Origin of the sequence: Curtobacterium guangdongense, from assembly GCF_049341845.1 — a bacterium.
GTDB lineage: Bacteria > Actinomycetota > Actinomycetes > Actinomycetales > Microbacteriaceae > Curtobacterium > Curtobacterium guangdongense.
In genome coordinates, this window is sequence record NZ_JBMPIT010000003.1 from 380,633 (window position 1) to 402,286 (window position 21,654).

The following is a 21,654-nucleotide window of genomic DNA, read 5'->3' on the forward strand; positions in this document are numbered from 1 at the left end:
GCTCCTTCGTCGGTCGGTCGTGCGGGGATGGTCCGGGTCAGTAGGCGAGGGCGCGGTCGACGGCCTCGAGGACGCGGTCGGCGTCCGGCAGGTGCAGGTGTTCGAGCTTCGAGACCGGGAACGGGATGTCGAACCCGGACACCCGCAGGGGTGGTGCCTGCAGCGTGTAGAAGGTCCGCTCGGCGACGGTCGCGGCGATCTCGCTGCCGACGCTCACGAAGCCGGACGACTCCTGCGCGATGACGAGCCGGCCGGTCTTGCGGACCGACGCCAGCAGCGGCTCCCAGTCGATCGGTGAGATCGAGCGGAGGTCGACGACCTCGCAGCTCGTCCCCTCGCCCTCGGCGATGTCCGCGGCCTGCATGAGCGTCGCGACCATGGCGCCGTGGCCCACGAGCGTGACCTCGGTGCCGGTGCGGGCGACGCGAGTGGTGTGCATCGGCACGTGCCCGTCGACCAGGTCGACCTGCCCCTTCGGCCAGTACCGCGACTTGGGCTCCATGAAGATCACGGGGTCCTTCGACGCGATCGCCTCCTGGATCATCCAGTAGGCGTCGTTCGGGGTGCTCGGGCTCACGACGCGCAAGCCGGGAGTGTGTGCGAAGTACGTCTCCGGGGACTCCTGGTGGTGCTCGACCGCGCCGATGTGCCCGCCGTAGGGGATGCGGATGACGATCGGCAACGACATGTGCTCGGGGAGACGGTTCGCCATCTTCGCGAGCTGCGACGTGATCTGGTCGAAGCCGGGCCAGACGAACCCGTCGAACTGGATCTCGACGACGGGCCGGTAGCCGCGGAGCGCCAGGCCGATCGCGGTGCCGATGATGCCGGACTCCGCGAGCGGGGTGTCCATCACGCGGGTGTCGCCGAAGCGTTCCTGGAGCCCCTCGGTGATGCGGAAGACACCGCCGAGACGGCCGATGTCCTCGCCCATCAGCAGGACCTTGTCGTCCGCCTGCATCGCGGCAGCCAGTCCGGCGTTCAGCGCCTTGGCCATCGGGAGCGTCGGGGTCGGGTCGGTCGGGACCTCGCCGGCGCCCGGGTGCGAGCGCAGCGTGTAGTCGAAGAGCTGCTCGGTGGTGCTCATGCGTGCGATGCTCCGTCCTGGTCGGCTTCGTACGCTTCGAGCCACTGGCGCTGCTCGTCGATCCGCGGGTGGGGCTCGCGGTAGACGTGGTCGAACATCACCTGCATCGGCGGCGCGACGAGCTGCGGGGTGCGCGTGCGGATGTCCGCCGCGACGGCTTCGCCCTCTGCGTCGAACTCGGCGAGCTGCGTGTCGGTGACGCCACGGCTGCGGAGGTAGCCCTCTGACCGGGCGATCGGGTCGCGCTCGACCCAGCTCGCGAGCTCGTCGTCGCCGCGGTAGCGGGTCGGGTCGTCGGAGCTGGTGTGCGCACCGATGCGGTACGTCTCCGCCTCGACGAACGCCGGGCCCTGTCCGCTCCTGGCGTGGTCGGTCGCGACCACGCTGGCCGTGTAGGACGCCAGGACGTCGTTGCCGTCGACCTTGATCGCCGGGATGCCGAACCCGCGGGGGCGGTCGACCAGCGGGGTCGGCGACTGCACCGACACCGGGACCGAGATCGCCCAGTGGTTGTTCTGCAGGAAGAAGACGACCGGCGCCTTGTAGGACGCGGCGAAGACGTACGCCTCGTTCACGTCGCCCTGGCTGGTGGCGCCGTCGCCGAAGTACACGATCGAGCAGGCGTCGCGGTCCGGGTCACCCGTGCCGACGTCGCCGTCGAGCCGCATGCCCATCGCGTAGCCGGTGGCGTGCAGGGTCTGCGAGCCGATCACGAGCGTCGAGATGTGGGTGTTGCCGCGCTCGTCCGGGTTCCAGCCGCCGTGGGTCAGCCCGCGGTATAGGCTGATGATCTCCATCGGCTCGACACCACGGGTCATCGTGACGGCGTGCTCGCGGTACGACGGGAACACGTGGTCCTGCGGGCGGAGCGCGAACACCGAGCCGACCTGCGCGGCTTCCTGTCCGTGGCTCGGCACCCACAGGCCGAGCTGGCCCGTGCGCTGGAGGTTGTGGGCGGCGTGGTCGAACCGGCGCGTGATGACCATGCGACGGTGCATCGCCAGCAGGGTCTCGTCCGGGATCGCCCGCGCGGCGGCGGCGTACTCGGCGTTCTCGTCGGTCTCCACGAACCGGCCCTCTGAGTCGAGGAGCCGGATGGTGGTCGTCGCGGGAGCCGCGGCGTGGAAGGACATGCGGGTCAGCGTAGCGTCCGGGTTCCTGGCGCCGTTGTGAGTCCCCCGACAAGCGAACGGGCCGTTTCGAGGAGCTTGTCGACAGCCTCGTGCTCGCCGATCGAGATGCGGACGCCTTCGTCGGCGAACGCCCGGACGATGATCCCGGCCTGCTCGAACCGCTCGGCGGCAACCCCGGTGCGCTCCCCCGTCGCGAGCCACACGAAGTTGCCCTGGGCGTCCGGGACCTCCCAGCCCTGGGCGCGCAGCTCCGTGACGATGGTGTCCCGGCGCTCGGCCAGCTCGGCGACGCGCGCCAGGAGCTCGTCCTCGCGCTCCAGGCTGGCGAGCGCTGCCGCCTGGCCCTGCGCCGTGACGCTGAGCGGGATGGCGCACGCACGGACGGCGTCGAGGACGTATGCCGGTCCGAGCGCGTATCCGACGCGGAGGCCGGCGAGGCCGTACGCCTTCGAGAAGGTGCGGAGCACGACGAGGTTCGGGTGGCGCTCGAGCAGCGGGACACCGTGCACGGCGTCGGAGTCGGTGACGAACTCGGCGTACGCCTCGTCGAGGACGACCAACACCTCGTCCGGGACCTGCTTCATGAAGTGCTCGAACTCGGCCGCGGTCACGATCGGCCCGGTCGGGTTGTTCGGCGTGCAGACGATCACCATGCGGGTGCGCTCGGTGACCGCGGCCGCCATCGCGTCGAGGTCGTGTCCACCGTCGGCGCGGTTCGGGACCTGCACGCTCGTGGCACCGGCGACCGTGACGACGCCCGGGTACGCCTCGAAGGACCGCCATGCGTAGACGATCTCGTCACCGGGGCCGGACGTGGCCTTGGCGAGCTCGTGCAGGATCGCGACGCTGCCCGGGGCGATGTGGACCTCGTCGACGGTGGTCCCGAAGCGGTTCGCCAGCTCGGCCCGCAACGCGAGCGCGGAGGCGTCGGGGTAGCGGTTGTACGCCGTCTGCGCCTGCACGGCCTCGATCACGCCGGGCAGCGGCGGGAACGGGTTCTCGTTGCTGGAGAGCTTGAAGGCGTCCGCCGCGGCCTGTCGGCCCTGCTTGTAGGCGGGCAGCGATGCGATCTCGGGGCGGATGTGCACAGTCACCTTGCAAGCGTAACCGGCTGGTCCCGGGCATCATGGGTGCATGCGATTCCTCGTCCGCCTCGTCATCAACGCCGTCGCGCTGTGGCTCACCACGCTCATCGTCAGCGGTGTCTCCGTCATCGCCTTCGGGGACGGCGGCGCGATCGCGACCGTCCTGACCTACCTGCTCGTCGCGTTCGTCTTCGGACTCGTCAACGCGGTGATCGGCACGCTCATCCGGATCGTGGCGTTCCCGATCTACATCCTGACCCTCGGGCTCATCTCCCTCGTCGTGAACGCCATCCTGCTGCTCATCGTCGCCGGGATCTCGTCCGCGATCGGCTTCGGCCTGCAGGTGGAGTCGTTCGGCTGGGGTGTCGTCGGCGCCCTCGTGCTCGCCGTCTTCGCGTGGCTCATCGGGCTCTTCGTCCGCCCGGTCCTCAACCGTCAGCGCGCGTGACCGCTCCGTCGTTCCGCGTCTCGTTCGTCTGCAGCGGGAACATCTGCCGGTCGCCGATGGCCGAGATCGTCTTCGCGAAGATCGTCGAGGACGCCGGTCTGACCGAGCAGTTCCAGGTCGAGTCGGCCGGCACGGGTGACTGGCACGTGGGTGAACCCGCCGACGAGCGCACGATCGCAGCACTCGCGGCGCGCGGATACGATGGCAGCAGGCATCGCGCCCGTCAGTTCGACCCGGACCGGTTCCCGGAACTCGACCTGGTGGTCGCACTCGACCGCTCCCACGAACGCATCCTGCGATCGTGGGCACCCACGATGGACGACGCCGCGAAGGTGACGCTGTTGCTGCGGTACGACGACGCCTGGCCCGAGCAGGCCGACGTTCCGGATCCGTACTACGCGGACCGGCACGAGTTCGACCGGGTCCTCAGCACGGTCGAACGGGCCTGCCGAGCACTCTTCCACCAGATCGAACCGGCCGTCCGCCAGGGAGCACCATGACCCCCCTTCCCCCGCAGCCGATCAGCCCCCTCGACGGGCGGTACTACCCGGTCGTGCACACGGTGGGCGAGCACCTCTCCGAGGCCGGCCTGAACCGCGCCCGCATCACCGTCGAGGTGGAGTGGCTCGTCTTCCTCACCGACCACGCGATGTTCACCACGTCGCCGCTGTCCGTCGACGACAAGGCCGCCCTCCGCGCCGTCGTCACCGACTTCGGCCAGGCGCAGATCGCCGAGCTCGCGGAGATCGAGGCGACGACCCGGCACGACGTCAAGGCGGTCGAGTACTTCGTGCGCCGTCGACTCTCCGACCTCGGCCTCGACGCCATCGCCGAGCTGACGCACTTCGCCTGCACGAGCGAGGACATCAACAACCTCTCCTACGCGCTGACGATCAAGGACGCCGTCGAACAGGTCTGGCTGCCCGCGTTCAAGGCCGTCGTCGCCCGACTGACCGAGATCGCCACCGAGCTCCGCGCCGTCCCGATGCTGTCCCACACGCACGGGCAGCCCGCGACCCCGACGACGCTCGGCAAGGAGCTCGCGGTGGTCGTGTACCGCCTGGAGCGCGTCCTGGCCCAGATCGAGGGCGGCGAGTACCTCGGCAAGTTCTCCGGCGCGACCGGCACCTTCTCGGCACACCTCGCCGCGGATCCCGAGGCCGACTGGCCCGCGCTCAGCCGCGAGTTCGTCGAGGGCCTCGGCCTGACGTGGAACCCGCTCACCACGCAGATCGAGTCGCACGACTGGCAGGCGGAGCTCTACGACCGGATCCGCCACGCGAACCGGATCCTGCACAACCTGGCGACCGACGTGTGGACCTACATCTCGATGGGGTACTTCACGCAGATCCCGGTCGCCGGTGCCACGGGCTCGTCGACGATGCCGCACAAGATCAACCCGATCCGCTTCGAGAACGCGGAGGCGAACCTCGAGATCTCGTCGGCGCTCTTCTCCACCCTGTCGGAGACGCTCGTCACGAGCCGCCTGCAGCGCGACCTCACGGACTCCACCACGCAGCGGAACGTCGGTGTCGCGGTCGGGCACTCGCTGCTCGCGCTCGACAACCTCCGTCGTGGGCTCGGCGAGATCGCCGTGAACGAGCAGCGCCTGGCCGAGGACCTCGACGGCAACTGGGAGGTGCTCGGTGAGGCGATCCAGACGGTCATCCGCGCCGAGGTCACCGCCGGGCAGTCCGACATCGAGGACCCCTACGCGATGCTCAAGGAGCTGACCCGCGGCAAGCGCATCGGCCAGCAGGACCTGATCGCGTTCGTGAACGGGCTCGACATCTCGGACGGCGCGAAGGCCCGGTTGACGAACCTCACCCCGGCGACCTACACCGGTCTGGCGGACGAGCTCGTCGACCACCTCGAGGTCTGACGGCGCGCGGCTACCGAACCGCTGTACATCCTGATAGGTTCGTCGAGCTGAGTAGAACTCAGGCCGGGGGGCGTCACAGAGGATGCACTCCTGTGCACCTCTGATCGGATGGAACTCCACACCGTGCTTCGCTCCCGAATCGCCGCGGCCGCTGTCGGCGCGTCCGTGCTCGGCCTCACCGCCGCGCTCGTGCCCACCGTCTCGAACGCCGCCGACGACGCTGTCTCCCCCGCCACCTCGGTGGTCACGTGGGCCGACAGCCCCGCCGACTTCACCGCCATCGACACCCAGGCCGACACGCCGGCGATCCCGGCTGGCTGGTCCTGGTTGGGCATCCAGCAGGACGGGAGCGACTACGCGACCTCCCTGGACCAGGTCGCGTCGTTCGGCGCCGACGGCGTCACGGCGAAGGACGGCTCCGCGGTGCTGCTGCTGCACCCGCTGCAGTCCACCGTCGCCCCGAACGCACTCGCCGGACTCATCGACGACGCGGCCGCGAACGCCGGTGGCGACACCGAGGTGGGCCTCCTCGTCGCGAAGGCGAGCTCGCCGACCCTCGTCGAGGAGACCGTCTACACGACGGGTGGCCTGCAGGGCGCCGACACCGTCTGGGCCGGCGGAGAGTCGACCGACGCGCTCGCAACCCAGCTGCAGACCGATGGCGACGTCGTCTTCGGGTACGCCGTCGTCCTGAACGGCGCGACCGCGACACCGCCCGCGACCGACGAGCCCACGCCGGCCCCGACCGAGACGCCCGCACCGACGGAGACGCCGGCACCGACCGAGACGCCCGCTCCGAGCGAGACCACGGCGCCGACCAGCACCCCGGCCGCCCGTTCGGCTGCACCGGAGCGGGGCGTCGAGAAGCTCCTGCCGCAGGCATCCGCAGCGAACTCCTTCGCCGCGCGCGCCGCCGTCCCCGCCGACTCCGGCATCGCGGACCTGGTGATCGACGACAGCACGACGTACTTCACCCCGCAGCCCACCGCCGCGGTGTCGAGCACCTCGCTGTCGCTGACCGTCAGCCAGGCCACCAGCACCGGCTTCGCCGTGACGGGGTCGGGCTTCGCGCCGGGCGAGACCGTCGGTGTCGCCCTCGCCCAGGGCCAGTCCGGCTCGGAGCTGCCCGGAACGCTGACCGCGGACGCCGACGGCAACATCACCGGCACCGTCGTCCTGCCGGCCGGCGCGACCGCCGGTGCCTGGACGCTGGTGTTCGTCGGGACCTCCTCGGCACAGACCGCCTCGGTCGCGATCACCGTGACCGCCGACCCGGCCGTGGCACCCGTCGCGACCCCGGTCTCGGGTCGGGCGACCTTCACCGGCTGACCTTGCGGTTCATCCCGACCGAGCCACGGCGGCGCGCGACCCTGGTCGCCGCCGCCGTGGCCGTCGTGTGCGCGGGTGCCGTCGCGATCGTCGTGACCAGCACGATGTCCACCGGGACCCCGGCGCCGTCCCACAGCGCGGTCGCGGCGTCGCCCAGCGCGACGCCCACTCCCCGCGCCTCCGGGTCTCCGGCGCCGCAGGACGCGATCGACGCCCCTGCGACGACCACGGTCGCCGCGGCCACGCGTGACTCGGTCCCGGTGAGCGCCGAGCCGGGCGGTGCCGTGACGGAACGTCTGTCCAACCCCCAGGAGTCCGGTGCTCCGCTCGTCCTCCGGGTGGTGGACCAGCGGGACGGCTGGGCGCAGGTGCAGCTCGCCCAGCGCCCGAACGGCAGCACCGGGTGGGTCCCCACGAGCGCCGTGGAGCTCTCGACGACGCCGTACGCGATCGTCGTCACCGAGGCGTCCAACACCCTCGACCTGTACAAGGACGGTTCGGTCCTGCACAGCTACCCGGTCGCGACCGGCACCGGTGGCACACCGACCCCCACCGGCCGGTTCGCGCTCACGGAGCTCCTCGCGCCGACGAACGACGGGTACGGCCCGTACGCGTACGGCACGACGGCGTTCTCGGACGTCCTCAACTCGTTCGGCGGCGGCCCCGGTCAGATCGGGCTGCACGGCACCAACGACTCGTCGAGCATCGGGTCGGGCGCCTCGCACGGGTGTGTCCGCATGCACAACGCCGACATCACCGCTCTCGCGAAGCTCCTGCCGCTCGGCACCCCGTTCCAGGTCCGCTGACACCGCGGCCGATTCGCGCGGAGGCGGTCGAATCGCGCGTAAGAGGCCGGTTTTTCGGACCTCCCACGCGCGATTCCGCTTCCTACGCGCGTTTTGACCCTCACCGCGCAGGTTGCATCGAACGGGAGGCGCGGGTCGCGTCCGCGCGCCGGCCCGGCCCCGTCAGGCGGTGACGTCCAGGGCGGTGGCGACCAGTGCCTCCAGGACGGTGCGGACCACGGGGCGGACCGCACGGTCCTGTTGGACCAGCGCCTCGATCCGGCGGCCGGCGCGGACGTCCGCCAGCTCCGCCAGGTGGAAGCGTCCCGGCGCACGCGTGCCGGAGGTGTAGCGCGGGACGAGCGCGACGCCGTGACCAGCTGCCACCAGGTTCTCGATGAGCGGCAGGTGGATCGTGCGGAACGCGACCTCGGGCGGGGTGTCCGTCGCCGCCGCCATCGCGGTGAGCACCCGGTCGATCGGGTAGTCCTCGGGGACGCCGATCCAGGTCTCGTCGATGACCTCGTCGATGTGCACGCGGTCGTGGCCCGCCAGCGGGTGTCCGGGCGGCAGCGCGACGTCGAGCGGCTCCCGGAGCAGCGGAACGGTCTCGAGCGCTGCCCGGCCGGCGGGAGCGGCGCCGTCGGGCCGGTGCCCGACGACGACGTCGTGGTCGGCCGTGAGCGGGGCGAACTCCCCCTCGCTGACGTCCACGTCCGACAGGGTCAGCCGGATGCCGGGGTGCGCGCGCATCCGGGTCAGGAGCCCCGGCAGCAGCAGCTCGGCCGCTGACGGGAAGATCGCCAGGTCGACGGTCCCCGATCCGCCGCCGAGGTGTTCCTGCCAGGCCGCGTCGACGGTCGCGATCGCGGTGGCGACGCCGTTCGCGAGCCCGGCGAGCACCCGGCCGTGCTCGGTGAGCCGGACGCCGCGACCGACACGCTCGACCAGGGGGACGCCGACCTGACGCTGCAGCGTCTGGAGCTGCTGCGAGACCGCGCTCGGCGTGCGGTGGGTGGCCGCGGCGACCGCCGTCACCGAGCCACGCTCGCCGAGTTCGCGGAGCACCGGCAGCAGCGCGACGTCGAACATGCAGTGACCCTACAACGTCCGTGCAGAAACGTTCGCTGGTACTACCGCGTTTGTCGCGACACCATCGGAACGTGCTCGTTCGTGACCGTCTCCTCGCCCTCGTCGTCGCCGTCGTCTGGGGACTGAACTTCCCCGCGACGGCGCTCGCCCTGGAGCACTTCCCACCGTTCCTGCTCGCCGCCGTGCGGTTCACGCTGCTCGCGATCCCGACGCTGGTGTTCGTCCCGCGCCCGAAGATCCCGTTCGGGCGGCTACTGCTGGTCGGGTTCGGGCTCGGGGTCCTGCAGTTCGCCTTCCTGTACCTCAGCATGGCGTCGGGGATGCCGTCGGGGCTCGCGTCGCTCGTGCTGCAGGCCTCTGCGCCGTTCACGGTCGTGCTCGCCGGGGTGTTCCTCCGCGAACGGCTCAGCGGTCGGCAGGTCGCCGGGGTGACGATCGCCGTGTGCGCACTGGCCGCCATCGCCGTGCACCGGTCGCAGACGGCGGCACTGCTGCCCGTCGTGCTCGCGCTGTGCGGTGCGATGGGGTGGGCGATCGGCAACGTCGCGACACGTCGGGCGGGGGCCGCGAACCCGCTGCACCTGACGCTCTGGTGGTCGGTCGTGCCGCCGATCCCGATGGCCGTGCTGTCGCTGACGGTCGAGGGGCCGGCGCGCATCGGTCACGCGCTCGGCACCGCCTTCACGCCGGCAGCGCTCCCAGCCGACCTCGGGCTGCTCTACATCGTGCTCGTGGCGACGCTCGTCGGGTACGGCATCTGGTCGCGGTTGCTGGCGACGTACCCGTCGAGCACCGTGGCGCCGTTCTCGATGCTCGTCCCCGTCGTCGGGGTGCTCGCATCGTGGGCGGCGTTCGGCGAGGTGCCCGACCTGGTCGAGGTCCTGGCGGGCGCGGTCGTCGTCGGCGGGGTGCTGTGGGCGTCCAGGCCGTCGCGCGCGGTTCCGTCGAGGGAATCGAGGGAACAGAAGACGTCGGGTGTGCCCGCGCCAGCCGACGATTTCTGTTCCCTCGATCCCGGGAGCGGCGCGAGGAGCGCGAGCGGCGCCGCGCGGCCCCTCAGCCCCGGTGCTGCCGACGCTCGGCGATGATGTTCGCGAGGGCGCCGCGGAGCAGCGGGTACCGGAACTCGTAGCCCGCCTCGACCAGACGCGTCGGGACGACCCACCGGCTCTTCAGCACGAGCTCGGTCTCGGTCCGGATCGCGAACGACCCGATCTCGAGCATCCACCGCCACGTGGGCAGGCCGAACCGTCGCCCGACGGCGTCCCGGATCGTCGCCATCACCGTGCGGTTGTCCGACGGGTTCGGGCTGGTGACGTTCACGACGCCGTCGATCGCGTCGTGGTCGCGGATGAACCGGATGGAGCCGAGGACGTCCGCGATGTGCACCCAGCTGAACCGCTGCCGGCCCCGGGTGTGCCGGTCGTGGTGGTACGTGCCTGCGGCGAGGCGCGCCGGCGTCGGGAACCAGGCGCCGTCGTACTGTGGGCCGCCGAGCCCGGCCTGCGCGAGCCGGATCAGCGGGACCAGGGCGCTGCCGTCACCGAGGACGATCGCCATCCGGAGTGCCACACGGCGGGTGCCGGGCAGGTCCGCACCGAAGAAGGCGTCCTCCCACGCGCGGGCGACCCCGACCGAGAAGCCCTCGCCGAGCTCTCCCGTCGCCTCGTCCTGCGGCCGGTCGTCGGCGTGCCGGTAGATCGTCGCGGTCGAGGCGTTCAGCCACAGCGGCGGCGGGTGCTCGGACGTGCGGATCGCCTCGGTGAGTTCGAGCGTGGTGTCCACCCGGGAGCGGATGATCTCGGCGCGGTTCCGGCGTCCGTAGCGGCAGTTCACGCTCTTGCCGGCCATGTTCACGACGATCGCGGCACCGTCCACGAGCTCGCGGATGCGGAGGGTGTTGCCCCACACGGCATCGCCCGTCCGGCCGATCGTGACGACCTCGTAGCCCTCCTCGCGGAAGGCCTCCTGGAGGTACCTGCCCACGAAGCCGCTCGCCCCCGCGATCACCGCGCGGCCCATCTGGTCGTTCATCTCATCCCCGTCCTGTGTCCGGCGCGATCACGTACCGGAACGCCCCCTCGTACCGGTACAGCGTGCCGACGATCGGCGCCGTGAGCACCAGGGACACGCGCTGCAGGTCGGCTTCGTCATCGAATCGTTCCGTGAGCGTCACACGCGGTGCGATCAGGGCCGGGAGGCTCCACCCGCGTCCGAGCGCACGGAACGTCACACGAGTGGAGACCAGGCGCAAGGCACCCGCGTCCGGCCCGTCGACGTCGACCTCCACGCGGAGACGGGCGCTGACGCGCCCGTGGCGACCGAGGTGGTCGACCAGGCCATCCGGTTCGGCGGTGATGGCGTCCACCATCGTGCGGTCCCCGGAGCGGAGGTGGAAGGTGCGGTGCGCGCGGACCGCGACACGAGCCTCCAGGCTGCTGCCCCGACCGACGCGCGCCGCCCTGTTCTCGACGGTGAAGGCAACCTGCCGTTGCCAGACCGGGAACATCACCGCGTCGCGGGCGAAGAGCGCGAGCACCGGCCAGAGCCACCGGCGCGGTGTCCCGACGACGTCGAAGACGCCGTCGCCGCGGCCGACGTGCCCCGGTGGGATCGCCCCGAAGTACGCCCGGAGGCGGGGGTGCAGCCGGTCGACGACGTCAGGCGTGGTGCTCAGCTCGTAGGGCGACCGGGTCACGCCTCGATCCTGGCATGTCGATGGTGCGGATCCGTACGATTGTGCGCATGGGACACGACCACGGACACGCGCACGGGGGTGCGAACGAACGCGCCCTGTGGGTGGCGTTCTGCATCTCCGCGACGATCCTGCTGGCCGAGGTCGTCGGCGCCGTCGTGACCGGGTCCCTCGCGCTCCTCGTCGACGCCGGACACATGGTCGTCGACACCGGCGGCATCGGGATCGGACTCGTCGCGACACGGCTGGCCCGACGCTCCCCGACCTCGCAGCGCACGTGGGGGTTCCAGCGGGCGGAGGTGCTCGGTGCCACCGCGCAGGCGGCGATCCTGCTCGCGGTCGGTGTGTACGTGATCATCTCGGCGATCCAGCGGTTGTTCGTCCCCGCCGAGATCCACTCCGGGCCGCTGCTCGTGTTCGGGGTGATCGGGCTCGTCGGGAACCTCGTGGCCTACGCCGTGCTGCTGCGGGCGTCCGGCGAGAACTTCACCTCGCGGGCCGCGCGGCTCGAGGTCCTCAACGACACGCTCGGCTCCGTCGCCGTGATCGCCGCGGCCGTCGTGCTCGCGCTGACGGGGTGGGAACGGGCGGACTCGGTCGCGGCGCTCGTCATCGGTGGGCTGATCCTGCCGCGGGCGATCCGACTGCTCCGTGAGACCGCGAACGTGCTGCTCGAGGCCACGCCGCCGGGGCTCGACCTCGAGGACGTGCGTGGCCACATCCTGGAGCTCGACCACGTGATCGCGGTGCACGACCTGCACGCGACGCTCGTCGCGACCGGGGTGCCGAACCTGACGGCGCACGTGGTGGTGGACGACCACTGCTTCACGACGGCGCACGCTCCAGCGATCCTCGACGAGTTGCAGCAGTGCGTGGCGGAGCACTTCGACGTGCCGGTCGAGCACTCCACGTTCCAGCTCGAGCCCGCGTCGCATCGCCGGCACGAGCACGACGTGCACGCGTAGGGCGGGGCGCGACGCGCGACGCGCCCCCTCAGCAGTCGTCGTCGTTCGTGGGGTACGCGGTGATCACGCGATCGGTCGTCGCGGAGACGATGACCTTCACGAAGCCGTCGGGGCTCGGCGCCGTGCCGTCGTCGAACCGCACGGCAGCGGCGTAGCAGACCTTGCCGTCGCCGGCGTCGACCGGGAACCCGTCCCGCGGACTCGTGAGCGCCGTCTGCGCCGCGGTGAGCATCGCGTCGTCCCAGTCGCGGTCGCCGTGGCCCGCGAGGACGTCCTCCCAGTCGGCGGTGTGCCGCACGCGGATGTGCTCGTACCCCTGACTCGAGTTCCCGCACTGCAGCACGACGTCGCCGAGCGCCGCCGTGTCGTAGCGAGCGACCGTCGCGCGGGAGTCCCGGTCGCAGGCGGCGAGCACGGAGCCACCCGGCAGATCCGGACCAGTCTGGTCGATGACGACGGTGCCGTCACTCGTCGCGACGGCGGTCGGCGCGGTCGTCGGCCCCGAGAGCACCGGGTCGTCCGCCCCCTGCTGCGCGGTGAGGAAGAGCCCACCGGCCACGAGACCGGCGGCCACGACCGCGGCGAGGCCGGTGACGACGGAACGGTTGCGTCTCGACGGCATGCGGCCAGTATGCCGGAGGCGGGGCGAGCCTCCCGTCCGATGGAGGCGACCAGACCCCGGACGGGAGGCTCGGGGTGCGTCAGGCGCGCGCGGCCAGTCGCGTCCCGGCGACGGCGGCGAGCGCGGCGACGAGCACCACGTACCCGAGGAGCACGGGGAGCGTCGGGAGCACGAGGAGCGCCGCGCCGACGGCCACGACCGGCACCGTCAGCCCGGCGTACGCGACGAGGAACGTCGCTGCGAGCACCCCGCCGCGCTGCTCGGGGCCGACCAGCGCACCCGCGCTCGCGATCGCGGCGCGGAAGAGCAGCCCCACCCCGGCGCCGGCGACGACGCCGCCGCCGATGAACCCGGCGACCTGCAGCACGACCGCCGCGACCCCGAGCACGACGAGGCCGCCGACGAGGAGGACGACACCGAGCCGGATCTGGGCGCGCTGCGAGAGCCGGGCGAACACGAGCTGGGAGACGGAACTCGCGGCGAAGACTCCGAAGGTCGTGGCTCCGGCGGCCAGGCGGTCGGTCACGTGGAACGTCGAACCGAGGAACGACGGCGCGACCGACGTGAAGAGTCCCTGCACCCCGAAGGCCGCGAACGCCGCGATGCCAGCGGTCCAGAACGCGCCGCCCTTGCCCGCAGGGGCCTGCACGCGCTGCGGCCGGTAGGGCACACGCTCCTCGGGACGGCCGACGGTCTCCGGAGCGGCGAGCACCGCCACGAAGGCGACCACGAGCGCGACGACGAACACGATGTACGGCGTCATCAGCGGCTGTCCGACGAACTCCGCCAGCGCTCCGCCGACGAGGGCGCCGAGGGAGAGACCGCCGAGGTTCACGACGCCGGCCGCGACACTCGCACCCTTCGCGGACGCCTCGCTGCCGGTGGCCCGGACCCGGAGTTCCCCGAGGTGCGCGGTCGCCGTCGCCGTCAGCGTCCCGACGCCGAAGCCCGTGACGAGCCGCGCGACGATCAGCCCGCTGACGTCGTTCCAGACGAGGAACAGCACCGCCGCGACGAGTTCGAGCGCGATCGACACGAGGATGAGCGGCTTCCGCCCGTGGACGTCACTCAGGTGCCCCGCGAAGTACAGCGACCCGACGACGCCGAGGCCGTACGCGGCGAAGATGATCGTCGTGGTGAACGTCGGGAAGCCGTCGCGCGCCTGGTAGACCACGTACAGCGGCGCTGGCACCGTCGCGAACGCCATCACCGCGAGGAACGCGAACGCCACGGCCCAGAACCCCGCACCGTGACGGCGGCGGCTGTGCGCGCGCCGACCGCGCGGCACCGGAGGAGTGGACACGGATCCGGTGGATGGCTCTTCGAGGACGGTTGTCATGCTCCGATGCTCCCGCCGCAGCACCATCGGGTCAAACGGATCATCTTGATGATTTCCATCGATCTGGTCGATGATGGGGTGCATGGAGACCAGGCTGCTCGAACAGTTCGTGACCGTCGCCGCCGAGGGCAGCGTCACCCGCGCTGCGGAACGGCTCTGGGCAGCACAGTCGACCGTCTCGGCGGGGATCGCGAGCCTCGAGCGCTCGTTCGGGGTCCGGCTGTTCGAGCGCACCGGCCGGCACCTCGTGCTCACCACTGCCGGTGAGGACCTCCTCCCGCACGCCAGGGCCGTGCTCGACTCGCTCGACCGGATGCACGACCTCGCCACCGCGTCGGACGCCGAACTCCGCGGGCGGGTCCGGCTCGGGATCTTCACGAGCATGGACATCGTCGACCTGACGGGAGTGCTCCGCCCGTTCCGGCAGCGCCACCCGCTCGTCGCGGTGGAGCTCATGACGTCCCCGTCCGGGACCACCGGGCTGGTGCAGGACCTGGTGGCTGGACGGCTCGACCTGGCGTACTGCGGCCTGCCGTCGGTGCCCGCCGGCATCGTCGTCGAGCCCCTCCGTGAGATGCCGTTCCGGGTGTTCGTCGCCGCGGACCACCCGCTCGCACGGAGCGGGCGGACCGCGGTGTCGCTGACGGAACTCGCCGACGAGGCGTTCATCGACACGGCGCACGGGTTCGGCAACCGGATCATCCTCGATCAAGTGCTCGAGCGACTCGGCATCCGGCGGCGCATCGTCGCGGAGATGAACGACATGCCCGCGGTCATCCGGTTCGCGGCCGCCGGACTCGGGGTCGGCGTGGTGCCGGACTCGGGGGTCCCGCACGACGGCGTGGTCCTCGAGCTCGAGGACCACGTCGAGCCGCTCCGGGTGGGTCTGGCGATGCGGACGGCACCGGAGCCGAACCGTGCAGTGCGGGCGCTCGCGCAGGACATCGTCGCCGCGCGGCGCTGACCGTGGGGCTGACCGCGGGGCAGGCGGGTGGCCGTCAGGCCTCGAGCAGGTGGGCGATGCCCGACACCGATCGCCGCGCGGCAGCCGAGGACGACACGAACCCGACGATGACGATCCCCGCACCGATGCCGACGACGATCCACCACATCGCGTGCGTGGCGACCGCGAACCCCGCACCGACGCTGGCGACCGCACTCGCGCCGGTGACGGTCCCCGCGAGGGCGACGCCGAGCGACACCCCCGTCTGGCGACTCGTCGAGGCCACGGCGGCCGCGGACCCGGACTGCGCCCGTGGCATGCCCGAGACCGCGGTGTTCGTGATCGGGGCGTTCACCATGCCGAACCCGAGTCCGAAGAGCACGAACGCGGACACGAGCACCCACATCGGGGTGTGCGCGTCGATCGTCGTGAGCACCACGCCGGCGCCACCGATGCCGATCCCGGCGAGCACGAGCGGGACACGGGTGCCCACCGATCCCACGAGTCGGCCGGACAGGGGCGAGGCGAGCATCGTCGCGACCGCCGCCGGCAGGGTCCACAGGCCGGCCTCGAACGGGGACATGCCCCGGACCTCCTGCAGGTAGAGCGCGTTCAGGAAGAGGAACGCGCCGTTCGCCCCGAACGCCGCGATCGCGGTCAGCACAGCGGACGAGAACGGGATGCTCCGGAAGAACCGGACGTCGATGAGGGGCTCGGCCGTGCGCCGTTCGACCCCGACGAGCGCGACCAGGGCTGCTGCAGCGGCGACGAAGAGCCCGAGGGCCGCCGGCGAGGTCCACCCCAGCCGCGGGCCCTCGATGAGTCCACCGACCAGCGTCGCCAGGAGCACGATGACGAGCCCCTGCCCGAGCGGGTCGAGTCGACGCGGACGCGGGGCGCGGGACTCCGGGACGAACAGGAACGTCAGGACGATAGCCGCGATGCCGATCGGCACGTTGATCCAGAAGATCGCACGCCACCCGACCGTGTCCGTCAGCGCCCCGCCGACGAGCGGACCGACGCCCATCGAGACCCCGACGACCGCACCCCAGACACCGACCGCCCGCGCGCGCTCCTTCGCGTCGTCGAAGGTGGCCGTGATGATGGACATCGCCACCGGGTTCATCATCGACCCGCCGACCGCCTGGACCATGCGGAACACGACGAGCCAGCCGACCGTCGGCGCGAGCGAGCAGAGCAGCGATCCGACGCTGAAGAGCGCGAGCCCGATCTGGAAGGTCCGGCGCCGCCCGATCCGGTCAGCGGTCGAGCCGGACAGCATGAGCAGGCTCGCGAGCACGAGCGTGTAGGCGTCGATCGTCCACTGCAGTCCGGAGATCGTGCTGTGGAGTTCGCGGCCGATCGACGGCAGCGCGACGTTCACCACGGTGGCGTCCATCGAGACGATGAACAGGCTCATGCAGCAGACCGCGAGGATCAGGTACCGGTGTCGGTACCTGCCGGGCAGGTCAGGAGCACCCTGCTCGGGACGTCGGAGCTCAGTGGAAGCCGTCGCCGTCTCCTTCACCCGGGGTCTTGTGACCGCCGAGCATGTCGTTGTCGTCCTGGTCGCTCGTCGACGCGAGCTGGAGCATCGCGAGGACCACCACGACCACGATGAACGCGATGCCGAGGAAGATCAGCGCGAGCGTGACCTCCCTCGTCGAGATGAGCACGACGAGCCCGGTGAACACCGCGATGATCGCGGAGATCCCGAGGAGCTCGACCGGGCGCAGGCGGTCACGACGGCTGGGGGTGGTCATGCGTGTGGAGCTCCGTTCGGGGACGCCGCTGGTGCAGTCGTCCCCCACTTGTGCGAGAGGCCGGCGATCACGTGGAAGACCGCCGTGATGGCGAGGTACGCGCCGAGCAGGCCGACGAGGACGATCGACGCGTCGAGGACGCCGCTGACCCGCTCGATGCCGCCGAGTTGCTGCGAGTAGTCCGGCGGGGTGACGAGGAACCCGATCGCGAGCAGCAGGGTCAGTCCGCCGATCGTCATCCAGTCGCGGGCGAAGGGCGAGGTGCGACGGGCGCGGATGCCCTGGACGAGCTCGAGCGCCCCCGTCAGCACGGCGAAGGCGACCACGACGGCGATGAAGGCCGGCAGCCCGAGCCCGTTGCACGCGATCCCGACGATCCCGGCGAGGACGGTGATGACCGCCTGGACCGTGGCGGTCCGGCGGGACCGGCCGTCGTCACGGAGCCGGACGATGCTGCCGATGCCGAGCACGACGCCCTCGACGACCGCGAACGCGCCGAACAGCAGCAGTCCGTAGCCGGCGGCGTGGTTCGACGAGAAGGTGATGACGAGCGCGACGATCGCGGCGGGCACGGCCCGGAGGATCGGGATCGGCCAGTACCGCGCGCGCTGGTGTGCGTCTGCGACGGAGTCGGACACGAGACCTCTTTCGGGCATGCGGATCGTACGACCGATCCTACCGCCGCCCCGATGGACGCCCGTCCCGTGCGGCCCCACGACCGCTGAAGGTCCTCGAACGCTCGGACCGCGCGGACGGCACCGGTGCCCGGACGACACCGGCGCCCGCGCGGGCACCGGTGCCGTCGAGGTCTCAGTCCTCGGGTGCCTCAGTCCTCGGTTGCCTCCGGAGCACCCCGCCGCCGCAGCACGGTCCGGCGGATGCCGAGTCCGATGACCGTCGCCGCGATCGCCGCGACCCCGATCGGGAGCACCCCGTCCGAACCGGTGTACGCGAGCACGCCCGGCCCCCTGGCTCCCGGTGCTCCCCCGCCGCGCCCGGCGCCACCCGTCGCCGCGGTCGGGCTGCTGGTCGGTCGCGCGGACGGCGATCCCGTCGGCTCCGGCCCTGCGGGACCGGGCTCGTCCGGGACGACGACCTCGATCGGGACCTCCGGGGAGGGGTCGCCGCCGTCCGGGTCCGTCGGGGAGGTCGCCGTCGCGACGTTCACGACGTCTGACCCGTCCCCGCGGTACGCCGGGTCGAGCACCGCCCGGATCCGGAACGTGTGCGCACCCCCGACCTCGAGGTCGTCATCGGACCGGCAGGTGACCAGCTGCCCCGCGGCCGAGCAGTCGTCGTCCGAGCCGGCGAAGGCCATCGCCGCGGGGAGCTCGTCGACCGCTCCGACCTGCCGAGCGGTTCCCGGTCCGTCGTTCCGCGCCGTGATCGCGTACTCGACCTCGTCCCCCGGCGCGACGTCGACGGCCGGCGACACCGACTTGTCCGTCGTCAGCGCCGCAGCGTCGGTCACGGTGCTGATCGCCCGCGAGGTGTTGTCCGACTCGTCGACGTCGGCCAATCCGGGAGCGGTCGTGATGTCGGCCTCGCTGACCAGTTCGCCGGAGGCCGCATCGGAGACCCGCCCGGTGATGGTCATCGTCGCGCTCCCACCCCTCGGCAGGTCGAGGTCGGTCGCGACGTCCCCGGTGCCGACGGCGTCACCGCACGAGCCCGCACCGTCGGCACGACACGTCCACGTCACGTCCGTCAACCCGTCGGGCACGTCGACCTCGACCGGACTCGGATCGGAGTCGTTGACCCCGACGTTCGTCGCGGTCACGGCGTACTCGAACCCGGCGCCGGTCGTGGCCGTCGCCGGCATGTCGTGGACGACGCGCAGGTCGGCGGGCTGCCAGACGCGCAGCGAGTCGATCTCGTGGACGTCGAGCAACGCCCCGGTGGCACCGGCGAACCCGAGCCGCAGGGTGTCCGGCAGCGCCGCCTGGCCGTCACCGTGCAGTGGGACGTCGGCGAGCGCCGTGCGCATCACACCGCCCTGTTCGACCCGGACGGTCACGGAGAGCTCGCCGGCGGGACCGGGGACGAGGCTGATGCGGACCGTCCTGGTCGTCGGGCCGTCGGTCGGGACGCGTCCGGGTGCGAGTGCGCCGGCGACGTACCGGTACCCGTCGGTGCCGTTGCCGGACCCCCGCACCACGACCGAGTCGGGTCGGGCACCGGGTCCGCTGCCGTTGATCGGCAGCGAGAAGTTGCCGTACTGGTCGAGTGCGATCGCCGCGAAGCCGCCGGGGATCCCCGGGGTGGTGCAGGGACCGCTGCCCTGCGTCGACTCCGAGCGGCACGCGTACCCGAGCGCCGCGCCGGTCCCGCCGACACCGGGCGCGGCAGCACCGTCGGCGAGGTAGAGGAGGAGTCCGTCGGCGCCCGCGTACGGGTCGTCCGAGTACACGGCGTAGTCGAACTCGATCTCGAGCCCGCGCGTCGATGGGAACGAGTCGGTGGACGACCACGCCCCGGCTTGGGCGTTCTCGTCGTCGGTGAGCCGCAGCCGACCGTCGACGATGCGCGCGTCACCGCTCAGGACACCGCCGTCCGCCGAGTCGAAGGTGTTCGTGTACGGGAACCGGAGTTCCGCCCCGGATGCGGGCAGGGCGGTGAGCGTGAGCACGCCGAGGGCGAGGACCGAGGCGCACGCGGCGAGCACGCGACGCACTCGGCGGTGCGGGATGCGCCGCGGGAACGCGGCAGGCGATGGAGCAGCTGGAGTTGTCATGCCCCGATGCTCGCGAGCGGGACGCGACCGGCTGACGGTGGTGCGCCGATCCGTGGATCGCGGCCACGAGCCTCCCGGCTGTGGAGGAGCCGCTGCCTACGAGAGCCAGACCGTCGTCTCGCCCGGCAGCACGCCGTCGCCCAGCGGTCCCGACGCCACCTCCACGTGCCCGGCCGGGAGCGGCACCGGTTCGGTGCCGAAGTTCGTGACCGACCGCCACCCGTCGTGCCGCGCGAACGCGACGACCCCGGCTGGGGCGTCCTGCCACGTGAGGGACTCTCCGGACTGCAGTCGGCGCCGGGCAGCGAGCGCCGCCCGGTAGAGCGACAGGGTCGAGGTCGGGTCGCCGTCCTCCGCCGCGACCGAGGACGTGCCGAAGTCCGACGGCTGGGGCAGGAAGGGCGCCACGTCGCCGAACCCGAACGACGGCCCCGACTCGGTCCACGGGATCGGCACGCGGCAGCCGTCACGACCCTTGACGGTGTGCCCCGACCGGATCCACTTCGGGTCCTGGAGGAGGTCACGGGGGATGGCCGCGGCCTCGTGCAGCCCGAGCTCCTCACCCTGGTAGACGTACGACGATCCCGGGAGCGCGAACTGCAGCAGGGACGCCGCCCGAGCACGCCGGAGCCCGCGGTCCGGGTCCGGGGTCGGCGAGACTCCGTCGGTCATCAGCCACGCGTCCGTGTCCGTGCCGGCGGGGAGTGCGTAGCGCGTCGCATGTCGCACCACGTCGTGGTTCGAGAGCACCCACGTGCTGGACGCCCCGGACTGCTCGGACATGGCGAGGTTCCGCTCGATGACCTGCCGGAACGCCGACGCGTCGAACGGCGACTCGAGCAGGTCGAAGTTGAACGCCTGCCCGAGCTCCGTCGGTCGGGCGTACAGGACCCGTCGAGGGGCAGGGGCCCATGCCTCGGCGACGGCCGCACGCGGGGGGTCGTACTCGTCGAGGACGTGCCGCCAGGTGGCGAAGATCTCGTGCACCTCGTCGCGGTCGTACAGCGGGTCGGACCCGTCGAGCGGCAGGTCGTGCTCGTTCGAGGGGCGGTACGGCGTCGACAGGTCCTTCGCGAGCCCGTGCGCGACGTCCACGCGGAACCCGTCGACCCCGCGGTCGGACCAGAAGCGGAGCGTGTCCTCGAAGTCCGCACGCACCTCCGGGTTCGACCAGTCGAGGTCGGGCTGCTCCGGAGCGAACAGGTGCAGGTACCACTGACCGTCGGGCACTCGGGTCCAGGCACTGCCGCCGAAGTTCGACACCCAGTCGCTCGGCGGGAGTTCCCCGGCCTCCCCGGCGCCGTCCCGGAACACGTACCGCGCCCGCTCGGGCGATCCCGGTGCGGCGGCGAGCGCGGCCTCGAACCACGCGTGTTCAGACGACGTGTGGTTCGGCACCACGTCCACGATCACGCGGATGTCGTGCGCGTGTGCCGCCCGGACCAGGGCGTCGAAGTCGTCGAGCGTGCCCAGCCGCGGATCGACGTCGCGGTAGTCGGCGACGTCGTACCCGCCGTCGGCGAGCGGGGACGGGAAGAACGGGGACAGCCAGATCGCATCGGCACCGAGTTCCGCCAGGTACGGCACCCGGCTCGTGATCCCGGCGATGTCCCCGAGGCCGTCGGCGTCCGACTCGGCGAAGCTCCGCGGGTAGACCTGGTAGACGACGGCGTCGCGCCACCAGTCCGCGTCGGGGGTCGCTGGGGTGCTGGCGGGTGTCCTGAGGTCGGTCACCCCGCCACCGTACCGACG

At 71.9% G+C, this 21,654-nt stretch carries 22 protein-coding genes; 8 read left to right on the forward strand and 14 right to left on the reverse strand.

Annotated features, from left to right (window positions below; all coding sequences use genetic code 11):
* Positions 1–37 precede the first annotated feature (37 nt).
* From ACO0E1_RS06395 to hisC, 3 genes are all read right to left on the reverse strand, one after another.
* Entirely contained in the window at positions 38–997 is a 960-nt protein-coding gene (locus tag ACO0E1_RS06395; protein WP_422873466.1) for an alpha-ketoacid dehydrogenase subunit beta, read from the reverse strand.
* Between the two features lie 86 nt (positions 998–1,083).
* On the reverse strand, positions 1,084–2,220 hold the full coding sequence (locus ACO0E1_RS06400) for a thiamine pyrophosphate-dependent enzyme (protein WP_422873429.1): 1,137 nt from the start codon (positions 2,218–2,220) through the stop codon (positions 1,084–1,086).
* Positions 2,221–2,225: 5 nt separating this feature from the next.
* Complete coding sequence (hisC, locus tag ACO0E1_RS06405) at positions 2,226–3,308, reverse strand: histidinol-phosphate transaminase (RefSeq protein WP_422873467.1); 1,083 nt, start codon at positions 3,306–3,308, stop codon at positions 2,226–2,228.
* Between the two features lie 46 nt (positions 3,309–3,354).
* Between hisC and ACO0E1_RS06410 the strand changes: the two genes are divergently transcribed.
* The 4 genes from ACO0E1_RS06410 to ACO0E1_RS06425 all read left to right on the forward strand — a co-directional run bounded on the left by ACO0E1_RS06410 (position 3,355) and on the right by ACO0E1_RS06425 (position 6,964).
* The gene (locus tag ACO0E1_RS06410) at positions 3,355–3,753 is read left to right on the forward strand and encodes a phage holin family protein (protein WP_422873430.1); all 399 of its coding nucleotides are present in this window, start codon (positions 3,355–3,357) and stop codon (positions 3,751–3,753) included.
* A gap of 56 nt (positions 3,754–3,809) precedes the next feature.
* Positions 3,810–4,253 (forward strand): low molecular weight protein-tyrosine-phosphatase, encoded by a 444-nt coding sequence (locus ACO0E1_RS06415; RefSeq protein ID WP_402728317.1) that lies wholly within the window; start codon positions 3,810–3,812, stop codon positions 4,251–4,253.
* A complete protein-coding gene (purB, locus tag ACO0E1_RS06420; protein ID WP_281266687.1) occupies positions 4,250–5,635 on the forward strand; it encodes an adenylosuccinate lyase in 1,386 nt (461 codons plus the stop codon). Before ACO0E1_RS06415 ends, purB begins: the two co-directional genes overlap by 4 nt.
* Before the next feature lie 123 nt (positions 5,636–5,758).
* Entirely contained in the window at positions 5,759–6,964 is a 1,206-nt protein-coding gene (locus tag ACO0E1_RS06425) for an NADH-quinone oxidoreductase subunit E (protein WP_422873431.1), read from the forward strand.
* Here the strand turns inward: ACO0E1_RS06425 and ACO0E1_RS06430 are convergent.
* Positions 6,954–7,208: a hypothetical protein gene (locus ACO0E1_RS06430; protein WP_422873432.1), complete on the reverse strand. Its 255-nt coding sequence runs from the start codon at positions 7,206–7,208 to the stop codon at positions 6,954–6,956. The genes ACO0E1_RS06425 and ACO0E1_RS06430 overlap by 11 nt on opposite strands.
* 40 nt (positions 7,209–7,248) lie before the next feature.
* Here ACO0E1_RS06430 and ACO0E1_RS06435 point away from each other — a divergent pair, with 40 nt between their 5' ends.
* The gene (locus ACO0E1_RS06435) at positions 7,249–7,770 is read left to right on the forward strand and encodes a L,D-transpeptidase family protein (RefSeq protein ID WP_422873433.1); all 522 of its coding nucleotides are present in this window, start codon (positions 7,249–7,251) and stop codon (positions 7,768–7,770) included.
* A 162-nt stretch (positions 7,771–7,932) separates the two neighbouring features.
* On the opposite strand, the gene ACO0E1_RS06440 is transcribed toward ACO0E1_RS06435, so the two are convergent.
* The gene (locus tag ACO0E1_RS06440; RefSeq protein WP_422873434.1) at positions 7,933–8,841 is read right to left on the reverse strand and encodes a LysR family transcriptional regulator; all 909 of its coding nucleotides are present in this window, start codon (positions 8,839–8,841) and stop codon (positions 7,933–7,935) included.
* Positions 8,842–8,912: 71 nt separating this feature from the next.
* On the opposite strand from ACO0E1_RS06440, the gene ACO0E1_RS06445 reads away from it, so the two are divergent.
* Positions 8,913–9,929 carry an EamA family transporter gene (locus tag ACO0E1_RS06445; protein ID WP_422873435.1) on the forward strand — a complete coding sequence of 339 codons (1,017 nt, stop codon included), beginning with the start codon at positions 8,913–8,915 and terminating at the stop codon, positions 9,927–9,929.
* Here the strand turns inward: ACO0E1_RS06445 and ACO0E1_RS06450 are convergent.
* Together ACO0E1_RS06450 and ACO0E1_RS06455 are read right to left on the reverse strand one after the other, a co-directional pair.
* Positions 9,898–10,875, reverse strand: a complete 978-nt coding sequence (locus tag ACO0E1_RS06450) for an epimerase (protein ID WP_422873436.1) — start codon at positions 10,873–10,875, stop codon at positions 9,898–9,900. The genes ACO0E1_RS06445 and ACO0E1_RS06450 overlap by 32 nt on opposite strands.
* Before the next feature lies 1 nt (position 10,876).
* Positions 10,877–11,539, reverse strand: coding sequence for a DUF4166 domain-containing protein (locus tag ACO0E1_RS06455; RefSeq protein WP_422873437.1), 663 nt, complete (start codon positions 11,537–11,539; stop codon positions 10,877–10,879).
* Between the two features lie 47 nt (positions 11,540–11,586).
* On the opposite strand from ACO0E1_RS06455, the gene ACO0E1_RS06460 reads away from it, so the two are divergent.
* On the forward strand, positions 11,587–12,501 hold the full coding sequence (locus tag ACO0E1_RS06460) for a cation diffusion facilitator family transporter (protein ID WP_281266679.1): 915 nt from the start codon (positions 11,587–11,589) through the stop codon (positions 12,499–12,501).
* Positions 12,502–12,529: 28 nt separating this feature from the next.
* Here ACO0E1_RS06460 and ACO0E1_RS06465 read toward each other — a convergent pair whose 3' ends face one another.
* Positions 12,530–13,123, reverse strand: a complete 594-nt coding sequence (locus ACO0E1_RS06465) for a hypothetical protein (RefSeq protein WP_422873438.1) — start codon at positions 13,121–13,123, stop codon at positions 12,530–12,532.
* 79 nt (positions 13,124–13,202) lie between these two features.
* Positions 13,203–14,462, reverse strand: coding sequence for an MFS transporter (locus tag ACO0E1_RS06470; protein WP_422873439.1), 1,260 nt, complete (start codon positions 14,460–14,462; stop codon positions 13,203–13,205).
* 82 nt (positions 14,463–14,544) lie between these two features.
* Between ACO0E1_RS06470 and ACO0E1_RS06475 the strand changes: the two genes are divergently transcribed.
* Positions 14,545–15,426 carry a LysR family transcriptional regulator gene (locus ACO0E1_RS06475; RefSeq protein ID WP_422873440.1) on the forward strand — a complete coding sequence of 294 codons (882 nt, stop codon included), beginning with the start codon at positions 14,545–14,547 and terminating at the stop codon, positions 15,424–15,426.
* A 34-nt stretch (positions 15,427–15,460) separates the two neighbouring features.
* Here the strand turns inward: ACO0E1_RS06475 and ACO0E1_RS06480 are convergent, their stop codons facing one another.
* The 5 genes from ACO0E1_RS06480 to ACO0E1_RS06500 all read right to left on the reverse strand — a co-directional run bounded on the left by ACO0E1_RS06480 (position 15,461) and on the right by ACO0E1_RS06500 (position 21,636).
* Positions 15,461–16,873: an MFS transporter gene (locus ACO0E1_RS06480; protein ID WP_422873468.1), complete on the reverse strand. Its 1,413-nt coding sequence runs from the start codon at positions 16,871–16,873 to the stop codon at positions 15,461–15,463.
* 31 nt (positions 16,874–16,904) lie between these two features.
* Complete coding sequence (locus ACO0E1_RS06485; protein WP_281266675.1) at positions 16,905–17,168, reverse strand: hypothetical protein; 264 nt, start codon at positions 17,166–17,168, stop codon at positions 16,905–16,907.
* The gene (locus ACO0E1_RS06490) at positions 17,165–17,806 is read right to left on the reverse strand and encodes a DUF308 domain-containing protein (RefSeq protein ID WP_422873441.1); all 642 of its coding nucleotides are present in this window, start codon (positions 17,804–17,806) and stop codon (positions 17,165–17,167) included. The genes ACO0E1_RS06485 and ACO0E1_RS06490 overlap by 4 nt, the downstream gene beginning before the upstream one ends.
* A 188-nt stretch (positions 17,807–17,994) precedes the next feature.
* On the reverse strand, positions 17,995–19,902 hold the full coding sequence (locus ACO0E1_RS06495) for a hypothetical protein (RefSeq protein WP_422873442.1): 1,908 nt from the start codon (positions 19,900–19,902) through the stop codon (positions 17,995–17,997).
* A gap of 96 nt (positions 19,903–19,998) precedes the next feature.
* On the reverse strand, positions 19,999–21,636 hold the full coding sequence (locus tag ACO0E1_RS06500; RefSeq protein WP_422873443.1) for a glycoside hydrolase family 13 protein: 1,638 nt from the start codon (positions 21,634–21,636) through the stop codon (positions 19,999–20,001).
* Positions 21,637–21,654: the final 18 nt, after the last annotated feature.